The 18,684-nt window shown below is 73.7% G+C and carries 8 protein-coding genes and 2 pseudogenes; 3 read left to right on the top strand and 7 right to left on the bottom strand.

Annotation, left to right across the window (positions count from 1 at the left end):
- Positions 1 to 141: 141 nt before the first annotated feature.
- Both M4J07_RS11410 and M4J07_RS11405 read right to left on the bottom strand, forming a co-directional pair.
- Positions 142 to 825, bottom strand: coding sequence for a glycoside hydrolase family 11 protein (locus M4J07_RS11410; RefSeq protein WP_305127552.1), 684 nt, complete (start codon positions 823 to 825; stop codon positions 142 to 144).
- Positions 826 to 1,110: 285 nt separating this feature from the next.
- Positions 1,111 to 2,157: a LacI family DNA-binding transcriptional regulator gene (locus tag M4J07_RS11405; RefSeq protein ID WP_255970608.1), complete on the bottom strand. Its 1,047-nt coding sequence runs from the start codon at positions 2,155 to 2,157 to the stop codon at positions 1,111 to 1,113.
- Positions 2,158 to 2,420: 263 nt separating this feature from the next.
- Here M4J07_RS11405 and M4J07_RS11400 point away from each other — a divergent pair, with 263 nt between their 5' ends.
- The gene (locus M4J07_RS11400; RefSeq protein WP_255970606.1) at positions 2,421 to 5,126 is read left to right on the top strand and encodes a beta-N-acetylglucosaminidase domain-containing protein; all 2,706 of its coding nucleotides are present in this window, start codon (positions 2,421 to 2,423) and stop codon (positions 5,124 to 5,126) included.
- 104 nt (positions 5,127 to 5,230) lie between these two features.
- A pseudogene (locus M4J07_RS48500) lies at positions 5,231 to 5,605 on the top strand (NACHT N-terminal Helical domain 1-containing protein); the annotation flags it as partial.
- A 35-nt stretch (positions 5,606 to 5,640) separates the two neighbouring features.
- On the opposite strand, the pseudogene M4J07_RS11395 reads toward M4J07_RS48500, so the two are convergent.
- The 4 genes and pseudogenes from M4J07_RS11395 to M4J07_RS11380 all read right to left on the bottom strand — a co-directional run.
- Positions 5,641 to 6,273, bottom strand: a pseudogene (locus M4J07_RS11395) (sigma-70 family RNA polymerase sigma factor); the annotation flags it as partial.
- Positions 6,274 to 6,435: 162 nt separating this feature from the next.
- Entirely contained in the window at positions 6,436 to 9,237 is a 2,802-nt protein-coding gene (locus M4J07_RS11390) for a LuxR family transcriptional regulator (RefSeq protein ID WP_255970604.1), read from the bottom strand.
- Between the two features lie 118 nt (positions 9,238 to 9,355).
- A complete protein-coding gene (locus M4J07_RS11385; protein WP_255970602.1) occupies positions 9,356 to 12,091 on the bottom strand; it encodes an AAA family ATPase in 2,736 nt (911 codons plus the stop codon).
- Positions 12,092 to 12,323: 232 nt separating this feature from the next.
- Entirely contained in the window at positions 12,324 to 15,095 is a 2,772-nt protein-coding gene (locus M4J07_RS11380; protein ID WP_255970600.1) for a helix-turn-helix transcriptional regulator, read from the bottom strand.
- 181 nt (positions 15,096 to 15,276) lie between these two features.
- On the opposite strand from M4J07_RS11380, the gene M4J07_RS11375 reads away from it, so the two are divergent.
- The gene (locus M4J07_RS11375) at positions 15,277 to 15,738 is read left to right on the top strand and encodes an SsgA family sporulation/cell division regulator (protein ID WP_255970598.1); all 462 of its coding nucleotides are present in this window, start codon (positions 15,277 to 15,279) and stop codon (positions 15,736 to 15,738) included.
- Here M4J07_RS11375 and M4J07_RS11370 read toward each other — a convergent pair.
- Positions 15,710 to 18,679, bottom strand: coding sequence for an ATP-binding protein (locus M4J07_RS11370; protein ID WP_255970596.1), 2,970 nt, complete (start codon positions 18,677 to 18,679; stop codon positions 15,710 to 15,712). The two genes, M4J07_RS11375 and M4J07_RS11370, sit on opposite strands and share 29 nt — an antisense overlap.
- Positions 18,680 to 18,684 lie beyond the last annotated feature (5 nt).

Here is an 18,684-nt window from a genome sequence, read left to right as displayed (position 1 = left end):
TCTGTCCGCGTCTATCTGTGTCTGTCTGTGTCTGTCTGTGTCTGTCTGGAGATCGCGGCGGTCGCGCGCTGCCGGTCCGACGCCGGACGGCTTGGCGGCGCGACCGCCGCGACCGTCACCGAGGGCGACGGTCCAACTCGCCTAGCTCACGGTGATGGTGGAGCTGCCGCTGCTCTGATAGCCCTCGGTCGCCATGATCATGTAGTACGAGAAGCTGCCCATGGGCATCCCGACCCGGCTCCAGGCGTCGAAGTGGTTCCCGGTGGTGATGGTTCCGCCGGTGCGCTTCGACTGCCGGACGCTCCAGTACTGGTTGAAGGTCTTGGTGCCCTCGACCGACGGAGCGTTGTACCGCGTCGTCTGGTAGATGTCGTACGTGCCGCCGTCACTGGTGACGGTGCCCTTGTACGTGCCGGTGGGCCGGTAGGTGCCCCAGTTGTCGACGATGTAGTACTCGACGAGCGGGTTCGACGTCCAGCCGTAGAGCGCCAGGTAGGCGTTGCCGGACGGGCTGAAGGAGCCCGAGTAGTTCACGGTCCGCCGGGAGCCGTTGGCCCAGCCCTTGCCGGCCACGAAGTTCCCGGTGTTGCGCCATGAGGTGCTGTAGCGGCCGCCGGAGGACAGGACCATGGAGACGGTGCCGGGGGCGTCGGTCCAGAACGAGTAGTAGTAACCGCTGTTGGTGCCGGTCTGGTTGGTCGTGACGGTCGTGTCCGCGTGGGCGGTGCCCGGGAGCGTCAGCGCGGTGGCGGCGAGGGTCAGGGCGCCGGTGGTGCCGATGAAGGTGCGGCGGCTCATGGGCGGTGCGGGGGGCTTGTCGCTCATTCTCATGCTTCCTCCTGGTGGGGCCTGGGAGAGGCTGCACAGCCATTGAGGTGCGTGTCGACGTCGATAGGTTCGTGCCGGGCCTGTGCGCTGTCAACTGTTTCGACGAACGGCACGAAACTTTTGAGATGCAGTCATCTCGACCGGCACATCATCGGCCCAGCTCAATGGTCCAATTCGGTTGCATGGCAAGCGAATTGGCGGGAGGGCACGAGATTCGGCCAGGGTGACGGAGTATCAGCTCTCGCCACGCTCCGAAACTCTTTCGGTATCCGTGCCGACGGGTCAGCGGCCGTGCCGCCGGCACTCCGCCGTGCTCTGGCGCACGACCAGACTCGTCGCCAGTTCGAGCCTGGTGACCACCGGCTCCTCCGACTCCTCCGACCGCAGCCGCATCAGCATCTGTGCCGCGCCTTCGGCCATCTGCCGCAGCGGCTGGTGGACCGTGGTGAGCGCGGGGCTCGACCACTGGGCCAGCGGCACGTCGTCGTAGCCGACCACCGACAGATCGTGCGGGACGCGCAACTCCCGCAAGCGGGCCGCCTCCAGGACGCCGAGGGCCTGGAGGTCGCTGCCCGCGAAGATCGCGGTCGGCGGGTCGTCCAGGTCGAGCAGTTCGGCCGCGCGCCCGCGACCGCCCTCTACGTGGAAGTCGCCGTACCGGACGAGTTCCGGGTCCGCCGGAAGTCCGGCCATGCTGAGCGCGGAACGGTAGCCGTCGAGCCGGGCCAGCGAGCAGAGCATGTCCTCGGGGCCCGTGATGATGCCGATGCGCCGGTGCCCGAGCTGCACGAGGTGCCGGGTGGCGGCCAGGCCGCCGTTCCAGTTCGCCGAGCCGACCGAGGGCACGTCCGGATCGGGGTCGCCCGCCGGGTCTATGACGACGAACGGGATGGACCGCGAGCGCAGTTGCTGCTTCACCTCGGCGGGCAGGCTGGAGAAGACCAGGACGACACCGCGCGGCCTGCGCTGCAGCACGCCCTCGATCCACTCGGGCCCCGGCGCCTGCCGCGTCCCGCTCTCGGTGAGCACCACGCTCGCGCCGTTGGCCTTGGCCACCTTCTCCACGCCGCGGATGAGTTCGAGCGCCCACACGCTCTCCAGCTCGTGGAAGACCAGCTCGATGAGCGGCGCCTCGCGGGCGACGCGCGTAGTGCGGCGGTAGGCACTCTCGTCGAGTACGCGCTCCACCTTGATGCGGGTCGGGGCTGCGACGTCCCGCCGCCCGTTGAGCACCTTCGAAACTGTCGAAATGGAGACCCCTGCCTCTTGGGCCACCTGCGCCAGGGTGATGCGGCCCAACTCCTCGTCATCTCGCATGCCCTGGAGCATAAGGCAGGGTCAACTGCCGTCACCGGCAGTTTCGTTGACCGCACCGCGGTCTGCTGCCATCTCACCTCGGCAACGGCCGCCGCGCCCGGTGACGAAATTTTTCGACCCGCCGAAGGGCGCGGGCGACCATGCCGAGCCACCTCTCCCCCGGCCGACGAGATGCTCGAATCTGCTCGAAGTAACCGTCAAACGCGCAACATTGACAGTGCATCACCAAAGTGGTCTAGTCCGCTAGAGCATGTGCCAACCGTGGAGGCTCACCCATGTTCCGCACGAAGCACAGATCCCGCAGGACACCGCTCATCGCCGCCATCGCCGCGGCCGCCCTGTCCGCCGCTCCCCTCGCCTTCGGCTCCGGCCCGGCCGCGGCCGACGCCCGGCCCGACGAGGGTCCGCCGGCCATCACCCCGACTCCGCACACCGAGCAGCAGCGCAGCGACCGGATCACCGTCACCCCCGCCGTCACTGTCGTCACCGGCCCGGCGTCGGACCCGGCCGCCGTGCGCGTGACGACCGCGGCGCTGAAGGCGGCCGGCGCCCGGAACGTCACCACCACCCGGCACGCCCCCGCCTCGTCCGACTCGCTGACGGTCTACGTCGGCGGTCCGGCCGAGAACCCGGCATCGGCGTCGGCCCTCTCCGCACTGCGCACCGAGGGCCCGGCCGGGCTCGCCGCGGAGGGCTACGTCCTCGCGCTGGGCGGGAAGGGCGCGGGCCGCATCGTCCTGTCCGGCGCCGACCCGACCGGCACCTACTACGCGGCGCAGTCCCTGCGCCAGGTACTGCCGCACCGCAAGACCCCCGGCGCCACCGTGCGCGGACTGACCGTGCGCGACTGGCCGGCGACACCGCTGCGCGGCGTCATCGAGGGCTTCTACGGCACCCCGTGGTCGCACCGGGCACGCCTGGACCAGCTCGACGACTACGGCCGGCACAAGATGAACATCTACGTGTACTCGCCGAAGGACGACCCGTACCTGCGGGCCAAGTGGCGCGACGCCTACCCGGCCGACCAACTCGCCCAGCTGAAGGAGCTGGTGGACGGGGCGCGGGCCAACCACGTCGAGTTCACCTACGCCCTCTCCCCCGGGCTGAGCGTCTGCTACAGCTCCGACGACGACCTCAAGGCGCTGACGGACAAGTTCCAGACGCTGTGGGACATCGGCGTGCGGCAGTTCGCCGTACCGCTGGACGACATCAGCTACACCGACTGGAACTGCGCCGCCGACGAGGCGAAGTGGGGCACCGGCGGCGGCGCGGCCGGGCAGGCGCAGGCCTTCCTCCTCAACCGCGTGAACCAGCAGTTCATCAAGACGCACGACGGAGCGCTGCCGCTGCAGATGGTGCCGACGGAGTACTACAACACCGCCTCCTCCCCGTACAAGACCGCTCTGTCCGAGCAGCTCGACAAGGACGTGCTGGTCGAGTGGACGGGTGAGGGCGTCGTCGCGCCGACGATGACGGTGGCCCAGGCGAAGCGGGCCAAGGAGGTCTTCGGGCACCCGATCCTGACCTGGGACAACTACCCCGTGAACGACTACGCGACCGGGCGGCTGTTCCTCGGCCCGTTCACCGGCCGCGAGACGGGGCTCGCCGAGCAGCTGGCCGGGATCACCGCCAACCCGATGATCCAGCCGTACGCCTCGAAGCTCGCCCTGCACACCGTCGCCGACTACACGTGGAACGACTCGGCGTACGACGCCGACGCGTCCTACACCGCCGCCGTGAACGAGGCCGCGGGCGGCGACGCGCGGACCGCGCGGGCGCTGCGCGCCTTCACCGACGTCAACCACAGTTCGCCGATCAACGCGTCGGAGGCGCCCGAGCTCTCGGCGCTGATGAAGGGCTACTGGGCGGGCTCGGTCCCGGCGTCCCGGCTGACGGCGGCGTTCACGGCGCTGCGCGACGCGCCGGCGACGATCCGCGCGGGCGTCGAGCAGGGCTTCGTCGAGGACGCGGGACCGTGGCTGGACTCCGCGAAGGCGTGGGGCGTGGCCGGGATCGCGGCGACGCGCATGCTTGAGCAGCAGCGGGCCGGGCACACCGCCGCCGCGTGGACGATCCGCCAGCAGCTGCCGGGGCTGATCGCCGCGGCGAAGTCGTACCGGTACACCGACCTCAACGGCAACAAGATCCCGGTGGTCGTCGGGGAGGGCGTGCTCGACCCGTTCTTCGCGAAGGCCCGGGACGCGTTCGACGCGCAGCTCGGCCTGCCCCCGCGTCCGGCCGGCACGACGGACCTGCCGGTCTACAACGGCAACACGGCCGACCGGGTGTCGGACGGCGACGACTCCACGTACTTCTGGAGCAGCCGGTCACCGCAGCCGGGCGACAGCGTCGGCCTCGACCTCGGGAGCGAGCAGCCGCTCGGCTCGGTGACGGTGGCCATGGGCAAGCCCGGCAGCACCAACGACTACCTGCACCGGGGCGTCCTGGAGTACTCGTCGGACGGATCGACGTGGCACGCGCTGGGCGCGGAGTTCGACGGCAGAGCGACGTGGACGGCGGACGCCCCCGGCGGCACGACGGCCCGCTACGTGCGCGCCCGCGCGACGGCCGGGCAGGAGTACTGGCTGGTCGTCCGCGAGTTCACCGTGTCGCGCCCGGACCGCCCGACGGTCAGCGGCGGCCCGGCCCCGGCGGACGGCAGCACGCTGGCCGCGGCCGCGGACGGCTCCCCCGACACCGCCTACCGCGCCGCCTCCGCACCGGCCCCGGGCGACACCCTCACGGTGACGTACCCGGCACCGCGCGCGGTGACCTCGGTGACGGTCCTGCGCCCGGACGACGCGACCGCCTCGACAGCTCAGGTCCAACTCCGCATCGCCGGCGAGTGGCACCCGCTCGGCCCCCTCACCGGCTCCGCCACGACGCTCCGCGCCCCCGCGGGGACGACCGCGGACGCGGTACGCCTCGCGTGGGCGGACGGGTCGGTGGCGCCCGTGGTGAGTGAGGTGATCGTCACGTAGCCGTCCGTGGCGGCTCCGTCGGACACGGGGGCGGGCGCGGGAAGCCGGTTGACGGCTTCCCGCGCCCGGCCGGAACGTCCCGTCGCCAGGCGCGGAACCAGCAGACAGGCTCCCGACTGGTCAGCTGGCACGGCGAGAAGCGTGCGCTGACCCGGCTCGACATGTGGAAGATCGCGCGCCGGCTCGAGCAGGCCGCCCTCGACGTGAACCCGCACGAACCCCCGGTGGCGTCGGACGAGTTGGAACCCGTGGCGGACGCGCTCGTCGTGACGCTGACCGCACGGGGCGACCTGGACATGGACGACGTCGAGGCGGTCAGGCTCGGCCACGAGGAACTGGCCCGCCGGCTGAAGGCCGAGGGGCAGGACGCCACCCGTGACCTGTCCGCCGACGCGACCGCCTTCCACGACAGCCTGCTGGAGCTGAGCTGTCTGCACATCCTGCACTTCTTCACCCGGCGCTCGACGTTCGTCGCCCGGTCCCTGGTGGCCCGGAACCGCTACCTCCCGGCGAACTCCGGCGCCAGGAGGGACTCCAGGGAAGCGACGTCTCCCGTCCTGGCCGCCGCGACGAAGGTGTCGAGCAGTTGGCGGTGTTCCATCGCGTCCACGGTCTCCCGCTGCTCGGTCGCGAGGTGTTTGCGGGCCCGGCTGGCGATCTGGCGGACGTTGACGGGCGTGAGGTGCAGCATGTCGGCGATGTCGGCGTAGGTGTACTCGAAGGCCTCGCGCAGGATGTACACGGCCCGCTCCGTGGGCGTCAGCTTCTCCAGTACCAGGAGCAGCGCGACTTCCAGTTCCTCCACCAGGTGCAGGCCGGCCTCGGGGTCGCTGCCGGTGTCGACGGGTTCGGGCAGCCAGGGGCCGATGTAGGTCTGGCGGCGGGACCGGGCGGACTGGGCCACGTTGATGGCCAGCCGGGTGGTGGCGCGCGACAGGAAGGCGGTGGGGTTGATCACCACCGAGCGGTCGGTCCGCTGCCAGCGCAGCCAGACGTCCTGGACCACGTCCTCGGCCTCGACCACGCTCCCGAGCATCCGGTACGCGATCCCGAAGAGCCGTGGGCGCAGTCCTTCGAAGACGGCCACGGCCTCGTCCAGGGTGCTGTCGTCGGGGGACGGCGGGCGGTCTGTACGCGACTCCGACACGTTCTTGGACACGGTCACCACGGCTCCGTTTCACACCCGGCATCCGTCGATGCCACTGTGCGGACACGCTCCCGCCGCGACCCCCTCCGTGGCGCCCCGGGGAGTCCGTGGTCCGCACCCTGGGGATGCCGGGGCGCACCCCGTGGCCGGCCCGGCGGGGGGTCAGGTGAGGACGGCCGCGCCGTCCGGGAAGGCGCCGCTGAGCTGCTTCCGGGAGGCGACGCCGAGCTTCGCGTACACCTTGCGCAGGTGCCATTCCACCGTGTGCGGGCTGATGAACAGCTGGGCACCGATCTCGGGGTTCGTCATCCCGCCGCCGGCCAGGTGCGCGATCTGCGCCTCCTGCGCGGTGAGCGCGACGCGCGCGTCGGCCGTCCGCTTGGCGGCCGTCACGCCGGTGGCGCGCAGTTCGTGCCAGGCGCGCTGGGCGAACCCGTCGACGCCGATCCGGCTCAGGGCCTCGTACGCGATGCCGAGGTGCTCGCGGGCGTCGACGCGGCGGTTCTCGCGGCGCAGCCATTCGCCGTAGAGCAGGTGGGCGCGGGCGTGGGTGATCCTGACATCGGTGCGGCCCAGGCGCTCGACCGCCTCCTGGTAGAGGGTCTCGGCGGCCGCCCCCTCGTGCACCTGGGCACGGACCACGGCCGAGGTGCCGAGCGCCCAGTCGGTCCCGCTCGCCCTCGCCATGTCGGAGAGCAGGCGGGCGGCCTCGGCGGCGCGGGCCGGTCGGCCGCTGCGGGCGGCGGCCTCGACGAGCTCGACCATCGAGCGGATGGCGAGGCCCAGTTCGGCCAGGTTCTCCGCGCCCCGCTCGGCCGCGGCGTACGCCTCCTCGTAGCGGCCGAGGCCGTTGTAGAGCACCGACTTCGCCCACTCGCTCGAACTGAGGACGTTGCCGGGGCCTCCCTGGTGGAGGTCCGCGTCCCGGGTCATGGCGTCGACGGCCCGGAGCATCTCCGCCTCCCGGCCCTTCCACGGCTCGGTCACCAGGGACACGTAGTGGGCGAGGTAGCGGCTGCCGGTGGCCTCGCCGATCGCCTGCGCCTCGGCGATCAGCGCGTTGGCGTGGTCGAGTTCGCCGGCCAGGACCCGGTTCGACACCAGTTGCAGGAGCGCGGACGGCAGGACGGCCAACGCCCCGGTCTCGCGGGCGAGTTCGACCAGGCGCGTCGAGAGCGTCGTGTTGCTCCCGAAGTCCCAGACGTTGAAGGCCATGCGGGCGGCGAGCGGGAACCAGCCGAGGCCCTCCTCCCTGGTGACCTCCTCGGTGCACAGCGCGTCCAGGGCCCGCAGCACCATGGGCGCTCCCGCCGGGTAGCCGTCGACGGTCATCAGGGCGAGGCCGCGCAGAAGCAGGTCGCCCCGGTCCGGTGGCGGTCCCGGCGGTGCGGCGAGCGCGGCCCGGGCGATGTCGTGCAGCTGAACGCCGCTCGGCAGCCGGTCGATGATGAGCGCGGCGTCCAGGGCGTCGCGATAGGTCTGCCGGGCCAGGCCCGGATCCAGCGCTTCCAGGCGCCCGGCCGCCCGTACGAGGAGCGGGAGGGCGCTGCCGGCGCTCTTGGACGCGAACACGATCTGTCCGCGCAGCAGTTCCGCCTGGGCGAGCTGGAGTTCACTCATGGGGCCGAGGGTCGCGGCGTCCAGCAGCTCGCGCGCCGCATCGTACCCGCCTGCCTGGTACATGGCGCGGGCCGCCGCCAGTGCCCGGGCACCGCGGACGGCCGGGTCGGGGGTGAGCTCGGCCGCCCGCTCCAGGAACGCGGCCGCCGCGGCGATCCCGCCGCGGGCCTGCGCGCGGCCGGCGGAGCGGGCCAGTTCGGCGGCCACGGTCTCGTCGGAGCCGGCCGTGGCGTTGGCGAGGTGCCAGGCCCGGCGGTCGGGGTCCTCGTCCGGGTCCGTGGCGGCGGCCAGCGCGCGATGCACCTGGTGGCGGGCCTCTGGAGTGGCGATGCGGTAGGCGGCCGAGCGGACCACGGGGTGGCGGAAGCGCACCCGGGTCGCGATGGTGATCAGTCCGGCCGCTTCGGCCACGGAGGCGGCGGACTCCTCGATGTCCAGCAGGGTGGCCGCCCTGGTCAGCAGGGTGACGTCGCCCACCGGTTCGGCCGCGGCGACGAGCAGCAGCTGCCGCGTCGCGGGCGGCAGTGCCTCGACCCGGCGCAGGAAGCTCTGCTCGATCTGGCCGGCGAGCGGCCGCGCGTCGGGGCGGCCGAATCCGCCCGCCAGCTCCGCCGGGCTGAGCCCGCGCGGCAGTTCGAGCAGGGCCAGCGGGTTGCCCTGCGTCTCGGCGACGATGCGGTTGCGGACCCGCTCGTCGAGCCGGCCGGGGATCACGGAGTACAGCAGGGCGCGGGCGTCACTGTCGCTGAGCCGTCCCACCGTCAGCTCGGGCAGTCCCGTGAACTCGGAGTCCAGGGAGGGCTCGCGCACGGCGAGGACCAGTCCGATCCGTTCGGCCAGCAGCCGGCGCGCGACGAACGCCAGGGTCTGCGCGGAGACCCTGTCCAGCCATTGAGCGTCGTCGACGACGCAGATCAGCGGCTCCTTGTCGGCGGCGTCGGCGAGCAGGCTGAGGACGGCGAGCCCGACGAGGAAGCGGTCCGGCGGCGAGCCCGCGGTCAGGCCGAACGCCGTGCCCAGCGCGTCGCGTTGCGGGGGCGGCAGGCTGCCGAGCCGGTCGAGGAACGGTGCGCACAACTGGTGCAGGCCGCCGAAGGCCAGCTCCATCTCGGACTCGATGCCCACCGCCCGGGCGGTCCGGCAGCCGTCCGCGCCGGCGCTCACGTGGTCGAGCAGTGCGGTCTTCCCGATGCCCACCTCGCCGCGCAGCACCAGGACCGCGCTGTGTCCGGCCTGGACCGTCGCCACGAGCCGGTCCAGCGTCTCGCACTCGGTCTGCCGCCCGCGCAGGTGCGCCCCGGTACGTCCGCTCGCCATGGGAACCGCCTCGTCGGTCGAGTCCATCATTCCGTCCATCGGGTGCCGGTGTGCGCACGACAAGCCTCGGCGGTGCCGCTTCGCGCGGCAACGGGCTTCCCGGCCTTGTCCGTTCACGGGTCCTCACGGGTCACAGGTCCTGCGGTCACAGGTCCTTGCGGGACGTGACGCCGAGCTTTCCGAAGATCTTCCGCAGGTGCCATTCGACGGTACGCGGGCTCAGGAAGAGTCGCGCGCCGATCTCGGGGTTGGTGAGCCCGTCACGGGCGAGCCCGACGATCTGGCGTTCTTTTGGGGTCAGGTCACTCCTCGTGCTGTCGGAGCTCTTCGCGACCGTGTCCCCGAGGTCCGCCAGTTCGCGTGCGGCACGCTGCGCGAAGCCCTGCATGTCCATGCTGTCGAACAGGTCGTGGGCGATGCGCAGTTGGCCGCGGGCGGCCTCCTGGCGCCCGGCGGCGCTCAGCCACTCGCCGTACACGAGGTGGGCGCGGGCCGACTCGCCGCGCAGCCGGGTGCGGCTGAGCGCGTCGAGCGCCTGCCGGTAGTGGCACTCGGCCTGCGGTCCCTCGCTGATCAGGGCTCGTGAGCGGGCTTCGATGCCCAGGGCCCAGTCGGAGCCGCTCGCCCGGGTCAGCTCGGTGAGCCGCGCCAGGGCGTCGGCCGCTTCCTCGGGGGCTCCCGTGCGGGCGGTGGCCTCGATGTACTCGGCGAGGGCCCACACCGGGATGCCCATCTCCAGCTGGCTGTACTCACGGGTGGCCAGATCGGCCGCCTGAGCGGCCTCCTTGTACCGTCCGAGACCGTTGTAGAGCAGGGCCCGGGCCCAGCGGCTGACCACCGGGCCGACCCCTTCGCCGCGGAGTTCCAGTCCTTCGTCGGCCCGCTCGCTCAGTTCGAGGCACTCCGGCTCCCGGCCCCGCCACGCGGCGACGAACAGCGCCCCGTAGATCGGGGCCGCCGTGCCGACGGCCTCGGCGACGGTCTGCACCTCCTCCGCCAGCGAGGCGGCCTCGGCGAGTTCGCCGTCGAGGACGTGCACGACGCAGCGCATCGTCAGCGCGAACGGCAGGGCGGTCGCCTGGCCCGCGTCGCGGGCGAGCCTGAGGTGGCGGGCGCCCAGCAGGGACATCGTCTCGTGATCCCACAGTCCCACGGCGGTGACGCAGATCAGCCACAGCCAGCGCAGCCCCTCCTCCGGGGAGAGGCCCGGTTCCGCGAAGGCGCGCAGGGCGCGTCGCAGGCTGGGCACAGCTGCCGCGTGACCGTCGATGATGCGTTCCGCGAGGCCGTCGAGCAGCAGGTCCGCGGGGCGCGGCGGGTGGGGTGCGGGGGTGGCGCGGGCGGCCCTGGCCGCTTCGTACTGGCCGTCGTCGTACGCCTGGGGCCCGGCGAAGATGGCCGCGTTGACGACCTCCAGGTAGGTGTCCCTGGCCAGGGCCACGTCGTGCGCGGCGAGGCGGGCGCCGGCCTTGAGCAGGAGTCCGGGTGCCTCGCTGCCCCGGTCGGAGGTGAAGGCGATCCGGGCGCGGGCCAGGTCCACTTCGCCGCGCCGCCGTTCGTCGAGGGAGCCGGCCTCCACGAGGGACAGCAGCCGCAGGGCGAGCTCGGGGTTGCCGGCCTCGTGGGTCGCGCGGGCGGCGGCCAGCGCCCGGTCCCGGCGGCGGTCGGCGTCGGGGGTCAGCTCCACCGCGCGGGCCAGCAGCGCGGCCGTCGCGGCGACGCCGCCGCGCGCCTCGGCCCGGTCCGCCGAGCGTTCGAGCTCCGCGGCCACGGACTCGTCGGGGCCGGCCGCGCCGTGGGCCGCGTGCCAGGCCCGGCGGTCGGGATCGGCGGCGTGGTCCGTCACGTCGGCCAACGCCCGGTGCGTGGCGCGCCGTTCCTCGGCCGACGCCGCCCAGTAGACGGCGGAGCGGACCATGGGATGGAAGAACCGCACCCGGTCCCCGATCTTGACGAGGCCCGCGGCCACCGCCTCCTTCGCGGCGTCGCCGTCGAGACCGAGGCGGTCCGCGGCGCGCCAGAGCAGGGCCGGGTCACCCGTGGGTTCCACGGCGGCGGCCAGCAGGAACTCCCTGGCCCTGCTGGGCAGTCCGCCGACCCTGCGGACGTAGGCCCGCTCGATGCTGTCCTCCAGGGGCTGGACGCTCGGCAGGCCGAAACCGCCCGCCAGGTCGACCGAGGCCGCCATCTTGGGGAGTTCGAGGAGGGCCAGGGGGTTGCCCCTGGCCTGCGTGAGGAACCGCTTGATCACTCGCTCGTCCCACAGCCCCGGCAGCACGGAGCGCAGCAGGGTCCGGGCGGCCGGCTCGGGCAGTCCCTTGACCAGCAGTTCGGGCAGGCCCAGGGGTTCGGTGCCGACCGGTGGGTCCTCCTCCGGCACGCGGACCGCGAAGACGAGGGCCACCGACTCGGCGTGCAGCCGCCGCGCGGTGAACGCCAGGCTCTGCATCGAGGCGCGGTCCAGCCACTGCGCGTCGTCCACGACGCACAGCAGGGGCTGGTCCCGGGCGGTCTCGGAGAGCAGGCCGAGGGCGCCGAGCGAGACCAGGAAGCCGTTGGGGGTGTGCGTCGAGCCCAGCCCGAGCGCGCCGCTGACGGCGTCGCGCTGCCCGGGCGGGAGCCTGTCGAGCCGGTCCGTCATGGGCGCGCACAGCTGGTGGAGTCCGGCGTACGGGAGCTCCATCTCCGACTGGACGCTCGTGACGCGGGCCACCCGGAACCCCCGGGCCCGGGCCGTCAGGTACTCCAGCAGCCGGGTCTTCCCCACGCCCGGCTCGCCGCGGAGCACCATCGAGCGGCTCTCGCCGCCGCGCACCGCGTCCAGCAGCCCGTCCAGCACCCCGCACTCATGGCTTCGCCCCAGCACCGGCTCCTGCGTCATGAGCTGGCCGACCTTCCCTTCGGTCCCACGGCCCGCCGCATCTGGTCCGACGGGCCGTCGCTCCCCGCGTGCACACGATCCGCGCCCCAGGGCGCTCCGTCCACGCACGGCACCGTCCGGTGCCGTGGTGCAGACACTGCCGTCCCGGCCCGCCGCACGGCGCCCGGGGAAGCCCCGGTGCACCCCCGGGAGTTCCCGGGGTGGTCCGGGGGCGTGGTCGGTGTGCCGGACGTCAGATGCCGGCGAGCGCGGAGCGGAGCTTGTTGCGCGACTTGACGTCGAGCTTGGTGAACACCTTGCCCAGGTGCCATTCGACGGTGCGCGGGCTGATGAACAGCTCGGCGCCGATCTCGGAGTTCGTCAGGCCGTCGGCGGCGAGCCGGGCGACCTGCCCCTCCTGGGCCGTGAGGGCCTCGCGCAGGTCGTCCACGGCGATCTGCCGGGGGCGCACCGTCTCGCCGGTGGCGAGGAGTTCGCGCCGGGCCCGCTCGGCGAAGGAGCTCGCCCCGAAGCCCTGCAGCATCTCGTGGGCGCGGCGCAGGTGTGCGCGGGCGTCGACGCGCCGGTTCTCGCGGCGCAGCCACTCGCCGTACACGAGGTGGGTGCGGGCGAGCTGGACGACGACCCGGCTGCGCCCGAGCCGCTCGACGGACTCGCGATACAGCAGGTCGGCGGCCGGTCCTTCGCTCAGCAGGGCCTTCGACCGGGCCAGCACACCGAGGGCCCAGTCGGTGCCGCTCGCGGCGGCCCGCTCCTCCAGTCCGCGCAGCGCCGCATCGGCCGCTTCGGGGACGCCGCTGCGGACGGCCGCCTCGACGACTTCGGCGTAGGCGAACCCGACGACCGAGACGTCCTCGAACTCCATGGCCTGCCGCCCGTGGTCCAGGGCCTCCTGATACCGGCCGAAGCCGTTGTGGAGGATCGTGAGCAGGTAGTGGCCGAGACCGATCGCGCGTCCCTCGCCCCACGAACTCGCTTCCCCGATGCCGCTGCTGATGACCGTCTCGGCCCGCGGGTCGCCGCTCCAGGACATGAGCAGCATGGCGGGGTACGACATCGGCGAGTGGCCGGTCACCTCCATGATGGAGTCGGCCTCGTCGATGAGCGTCGCGGCGAGGCCGAACTCACCGGCGTGCACGTACATCGCGGCGCGGTAGCCGAGCGCCAGGGGGAGGAAGTTGAGGGCTCCGGTGTCGCGGGCCGTGCGGACCGCGTGCGTGGTCAGCTCGTGCCACGCCTCGTCGTCCCAGAGGTCGCCGGCGACCAGCCACGTCAGCCACAGCCAGCGCATGGCGTCGTCCCCGCCGCCGCCGGAGGCCGCCCTGAAGACGCCGAGTGCGGCCCTCAGCAGCGGGGCCCCTTCGGCGTGGCCGTCGGCGAGCCAGGTCACCAGGCCGTCGAGCAGCAGATCCGTCGGCCGCGGGGGCTGAGTGCCGGGCGGTGCGGTGCGGGCGGCCTCGGCGACCTGCCGCACCCCGACGCGGTCGAGCAGGCGCCCGGCGAAGACCGCCGATCCGATGGCGTCGAGGTACGCCTCGCGGGCCTGCTCCTCCCGCACGCCCGCGAGCCGGCCGGCCGCGTCGAGCAGCAGCGGAAGCGCTTCGCCGCCCCGCCTGCGGGCGAACACGATCTGGGCGCGCAGCCAGGCCTGTCGGGCGTGCTGCACCTCGTCCAGCGGGCTGAGCCGGGCGGCGGCGAGCAGTTCGAGCGCGGCGTCCGGGGATCCCGCCTCGAACGCGGCCTGCGCGGCGGCCCCGGCCCGCGTCGCGCGCAGCCCCGGGTCCGGGGTCAGCTCGGTGGCGCGTCGCAGGAACGCGGCCGCCGCCGCTATCCCGCCGCGGGCCTGGGCGCGGCCTGCGGACCGCTCCAGCTCGCCGGCCAGGTCCTCGTCCGGTTCGACCGCGGCGTGGGCCCGGTGCCAGGCCTGCCGGTCGGAGTCGAAGACGGAATCGGTGGCCTCGGCCAGCGCACGGTGCACGTCCCGGCGCACGATGGGGTCCGCGGCGCGATAGGCCGCCGACCGCACCAGCGGATGGCGGAACCTGACCCTCGTACCGAACTCGACCAGGCCCGCCGCCTCCACCGCACCCGCGGCGTCCGCGTCGATGTCGAGCCGCTCGGCCACCCGTCTCAGCAGCGGCACGTCCCCCACCGGTTCCGCGGCCGCCGCCAGCAACAGCCGCTGCGCCGCCACCGGGAGCGAACCGATGCGCCGCAGGTAGCTCTCCTCGATCTGGCTCGCCAGCGGTCGCGCGTCCGGCCGCCCGAAGCCGCCGGCCAGCTCCGCCGCGCTCAGTCCCCGCGTCAGTTCGAGCAGCGCCAGCGGGTTGCCGCGGGTCTCGGCGACGATCCGGTCCCTGACCTTCTCGTCGAGGCGTCCGGGGACCACCGATTCGAGGAGTGCCCGCGCGTCGTCGTCGTGCAGTCCCCGGATCACGATCTCGCGCAGTCCCGCGAAGTGGTCACTCGCTCCGTCGGCCGTCGACGACGTACGGACCGCGAAGACCAGCGCCACCCGCTCGGCGAGCAGCCGGCGTGCGACGAAGGCCAGCGTCTGGGCGGAGATCTGATCGAGCCACTGGGCGTCGTCCACCACGCAGACGAGCGGCTGTTCCTCCGCCGCCTCCGCCAGCAGGCTGAGCACCGCGAGGCCGACGAGGAAACGGTCCGGCGCGCTCCCCGCGCTCAGCCCGAAGGCGACGGACAGGGCGTCGCGCTGCGGTTCGGGGATCCGGTCGAGCAGGGGCATCAGGGGCCCGCACAGCTGGTGCAGCCCGGCGAACGCCAGCTCCATCTCGGACTCGACGCCGACGGCCCGCAGGACCTGACAGCCCGTCGCGCTCCCCACCAGGTACTCCGCCAGGGCGGACTTGCCGACTCCGGGCTCGCCGCGCAGGACGAGCACCTGTCCCCGGCCCGCGCGGGCGTCGGCCGTCGCCTGGTCCAGCGCTCCGCACTCGCCGCGCCGGCCGCGCAGCCCACGCCGAGGAGCGCTGCTCGCCATCCACCACCACCATGCGGTTCAAGGTCCGGACCCTGATCAGCTCAGGCCGGGCCCATCATGCCTCAGCCCGCGTGGCCTGAACAAACGTCCACCGGCCGGTGACAGTCGTTCTACCGATGCCTGCCGGACGGGGGCCGTCACACGATGTCAGGCATCCGCCAGCCTGGAAGCGAGCAACGACATGGCCGACAGACAGCCGCACATCGAACGCGAGGACTCCGCCCGCGAAGAGGTCCCCGAACTGCTCACCGACATCCGACGATTGTTCACGCTCGGGGACCGCATGACCGTCGGATGCCGCTTCCGCTACCACCGCGACGATCCGTACGCGGTCGGGATCGACCTCATCCTCGCGACCGGCATGTGCATCACCTGGACGGTGTCCCGCGACCTGCTGCGGGCCGGCACCAGGACGCCGAGCGGCGAGGGCGACTTCAAGGTGTGGCCCTCGTGCCGGCGCCACCACCCGGCCTCCTACTTGTTCTTCAGCCTCCACCGCCCCGACGGTCAGGTCACGTTCGAGGCGGACCTGCCGGAGATCGAGCGGTGGCTGGAGCGCACCTACGCGCTGGTGCCCGCGGGCAGCGAGAGCACGCTCCTCGACTGGGACGCCCTCACCGGCCGTCTGCTGGGCCGTGACTGACGTCCGCCCGGCGCGGGTCCGCGCGGACGTCGCCCTCCAGCTCCGCGAAGACCCGGGCGAGCTCCACCCGGGAGGTGACCCCGAGCTTGGCGTACGCGTGGCGCAGGTGTGAACTCACCGTGTGGGGCGAGAGGAACAGCGCTTCGGCGACGGCCCGGTTCGTCGCGCCCTGCGTGATCAGCCGTACGACCCGCACCTCGGCGGCGGTGAGACCGAACCGTCCCGCGCCGTCCGCCGCCCCGCGCCGCACGCCCAGGTCCCGCAGGCGGCGCCGTACCCGGTCCACGTCCCGGTCGGCGCCCGCCCGGACGTACAGGTCGAGGGCCCGGTCGAGATGGCCGACGACGTCCTCTCCCGCGTCCTCCCCCGCGTCCTTGCCCGCGGCCGCCGATGCGACCGCGAGGTCCTCCAGGACCGAGGCGCGGGCGATCCGCTGCGATCCGTCCGCCAGCAGGAGTGCCGCGCGCCGCAGCAGGTCCACGTCGTCGGTGAGCAGGGCCCTGGCGTGCGCCGCCGCGGCGGCGAACACGGGGAACCCGGGGCCGGCGACCGCGCGTCGCTCCGCGGCCCTGACCGCCGCCTCCGCCCGGTCCCGCAGACCGGCCCGCAGGGTGATCCGCACGTACAGGACGTAGTCCGTCGCGTCCTCGGGCCCGGCCAGGGCGGGGCCCGGTCGTTCGAAGGCGTCCGCCGCGTACCGGGTGCAGCGGTCGACCTCCTCGCGGTCGCCGAGCGCGTCGGCCGACAGCGCGCCGAGCCAGGCCCCGGTGTTCCGGGTCAGCGCCGATTCGTCGGCCATCATCCGGCGCGCGTGCTCCGCCGCCGTGCGCGAGCCCACCAGGTCTCCCCGGTGCCGGGCGGTCCGGCCGAGGACGTAGTGGGCGGTGGCGTCCACGCAGTCGGCGGGCTCGTCGGCCTCATCGGTGTCGGACAGGGCCAGGACGGCCGCGGCCTCGGCCCTGGCGTCCGCCAGGCGGCCCGCGTCCAGGAGGAGCCGGCAGCGGGTCATGAGCACGGTCCGGGAGGCGTCCGGTCCGTCGAACAGGCCCTGCCGCAACTGCGCGTCGAGGAGTTCGAGGGCGCCGTCCGTGTCGCCCACCGCGCCGCGCAGCAGGCTCCGCCAGGCGCGCGGGCGCGGGTCCTGCTGCGCGGGCGGGGTCGGTCCTTCGGCACGCCCGCCGAGTGCGATGGACTCCTCGATCCTGCGCAGGGCCAGGTCCATGTCGTGGTGGTAGAACCACACCACGGACTCGCCGGACAGCACGGCCGCCTCGGCCGCGGGGTTCCCGGCCTCCCGCACGCTCCGCAGCGCGGCCGGGATCAGCCGCCCGGCCTCCTCGACGTCGCCGCCGCAGGCGAGCGCGACGCACAGCATGGCCAGCAGCTCGGCGCGCAGGCCCACGGGGAGCGCGGGCAGCGCCAGCCCGTCACGGCACTGGCGGGCCGCGTCCGTGAAGGAGCGGCGGGCGGCGACCCTGGCCAGGCCGAGGCGGACGCGGCCCTCGGCCTCCGGTTCCAGCATCTCCCCGAGCGCCCGGTCGCCCAGGGTCCGTGCCTCGGCGGCCCGTCCGCTCCGCCGGAGCAGGTCGACCGTCTCGGCGAACAGCGGTCCGCGCTCCTCAGTGCCCGGCCGGGTCAGGTCCAGGGCCCGCCGGCTGATCTCGGCCGCCATCGACGGTTCGTCCGAGGCGAGCTCGGCGGCCGCCCTGCGCAGGACGCCGATCGCCCAGCGGTCGCCCGGCTCCGCGCTCTCCGCGACGAGCGCGGCGACCTCCACCTCCGGTACGCCGTGGCGCAGTTGCAGCTCCGCGGCCCGGCGGCGCAGGAGCAGCAGGACCGTCGTGGGGATGCCCGCCTTGACGGCCTCCCTGATCAGGTCGTGGCGGAAGCGCAGGTGCACTCCGTCCCCGACCATCAGGTCCGTCGCGAGCGCCTCCCGCACGGCGGCGCGCAGTTCGCCCGGCTTGCGGTCCATCAGTTCGGAGAGCTGGCCGACCGGGGTCTCCCGTCCCAGCGCGGAGGCCACCCTGACGAGTTCCTGGGTGATCTCGGAGACCTGCCGGAGCCGCTGGTCGACGGAGTCCCGGAACCGCAGGGGTACACGTCCGCCGACCAGTCCGGCCTGGTCGCCCGCGCGGACGATCAGGCCCTCCTCCCGAAGTCCCCGGACGAGTTCGACGATCAGCAGGGGGCGGCCCTCGGCGCCCCGGGCGGCTTCGAGGACGTCGGGGCCGGGGGTGATCGCCAGCAGGTCGGCCACCACGTCCGCGACCGCGGCGCTGTCCAGCGGGGTCAGGGAGAGCGCGCTCGCGCCCGTCTCCTTCAACCGGTCCAGGGTCCGGCGGACGGCTTCCGGTGCCTCGCCGCGGGAGGCCACGATCCACAGGACGGCCCGGTCCGACAGCAGGTCCGGCAGGGTGCGCAGCGCGCGGAGGGTGGCCTCGTCGCACCACTGGACGTCGTCCACGGCGATGACCAACGGCTGCTTCGACGCCGCCTGTTCCAGCCGGCCCCCTACCTCGCGCAGCAGCCACGAGCGGTGGTCGGCGGCCCGTGCCCCGGCGCGCAGGGCCGCGCGGTCCAGGACGGGCGTGTCGGTGGCCAGCAGGGCGTCGAGGAGCGGGCCCATGGGCACCAGCTGCCCGTCGGGATCGCCGCCTCCTTTGTACGCGCGCAGTCCCGCGGCGCGGGCGAGCGCGCACGCCTCGTCCAGCAGGCGCGTCTTGCCCGAGCCGGGCACGCCTTCGATGACGATCACTTCCGGGCCCGACCGGAGGGAGGACCGGCCTTCCAGTCGTCGCAGCGCGGCCCGTACCAGGCCGAGCGCGTCGTCCCGGCCGCGGATCCTGGGCGGCTGCCAGGCGTCCGCGGCGTCCGGCAGCCCGTGCCCGCCGTCCGGTCCCCCGCCGGAATCCGCCTCGCCACCACCCGCACCGTGCACGTACG

The organism is Streptomyces longispororuber (assembly GCF_024448165.1).
Lineage (GTDB): Bacteria > Actinomycetota > Actinomycetes > Streptomycetales > Streptomycetaceae > Streptomyces > Streptomyces longispororuber_A.
The sequence above is the reverse complement of the archived record's forward strand: the minus strand, read 5'-3'. Positions and strand labels throughout refer to the sequence as shown.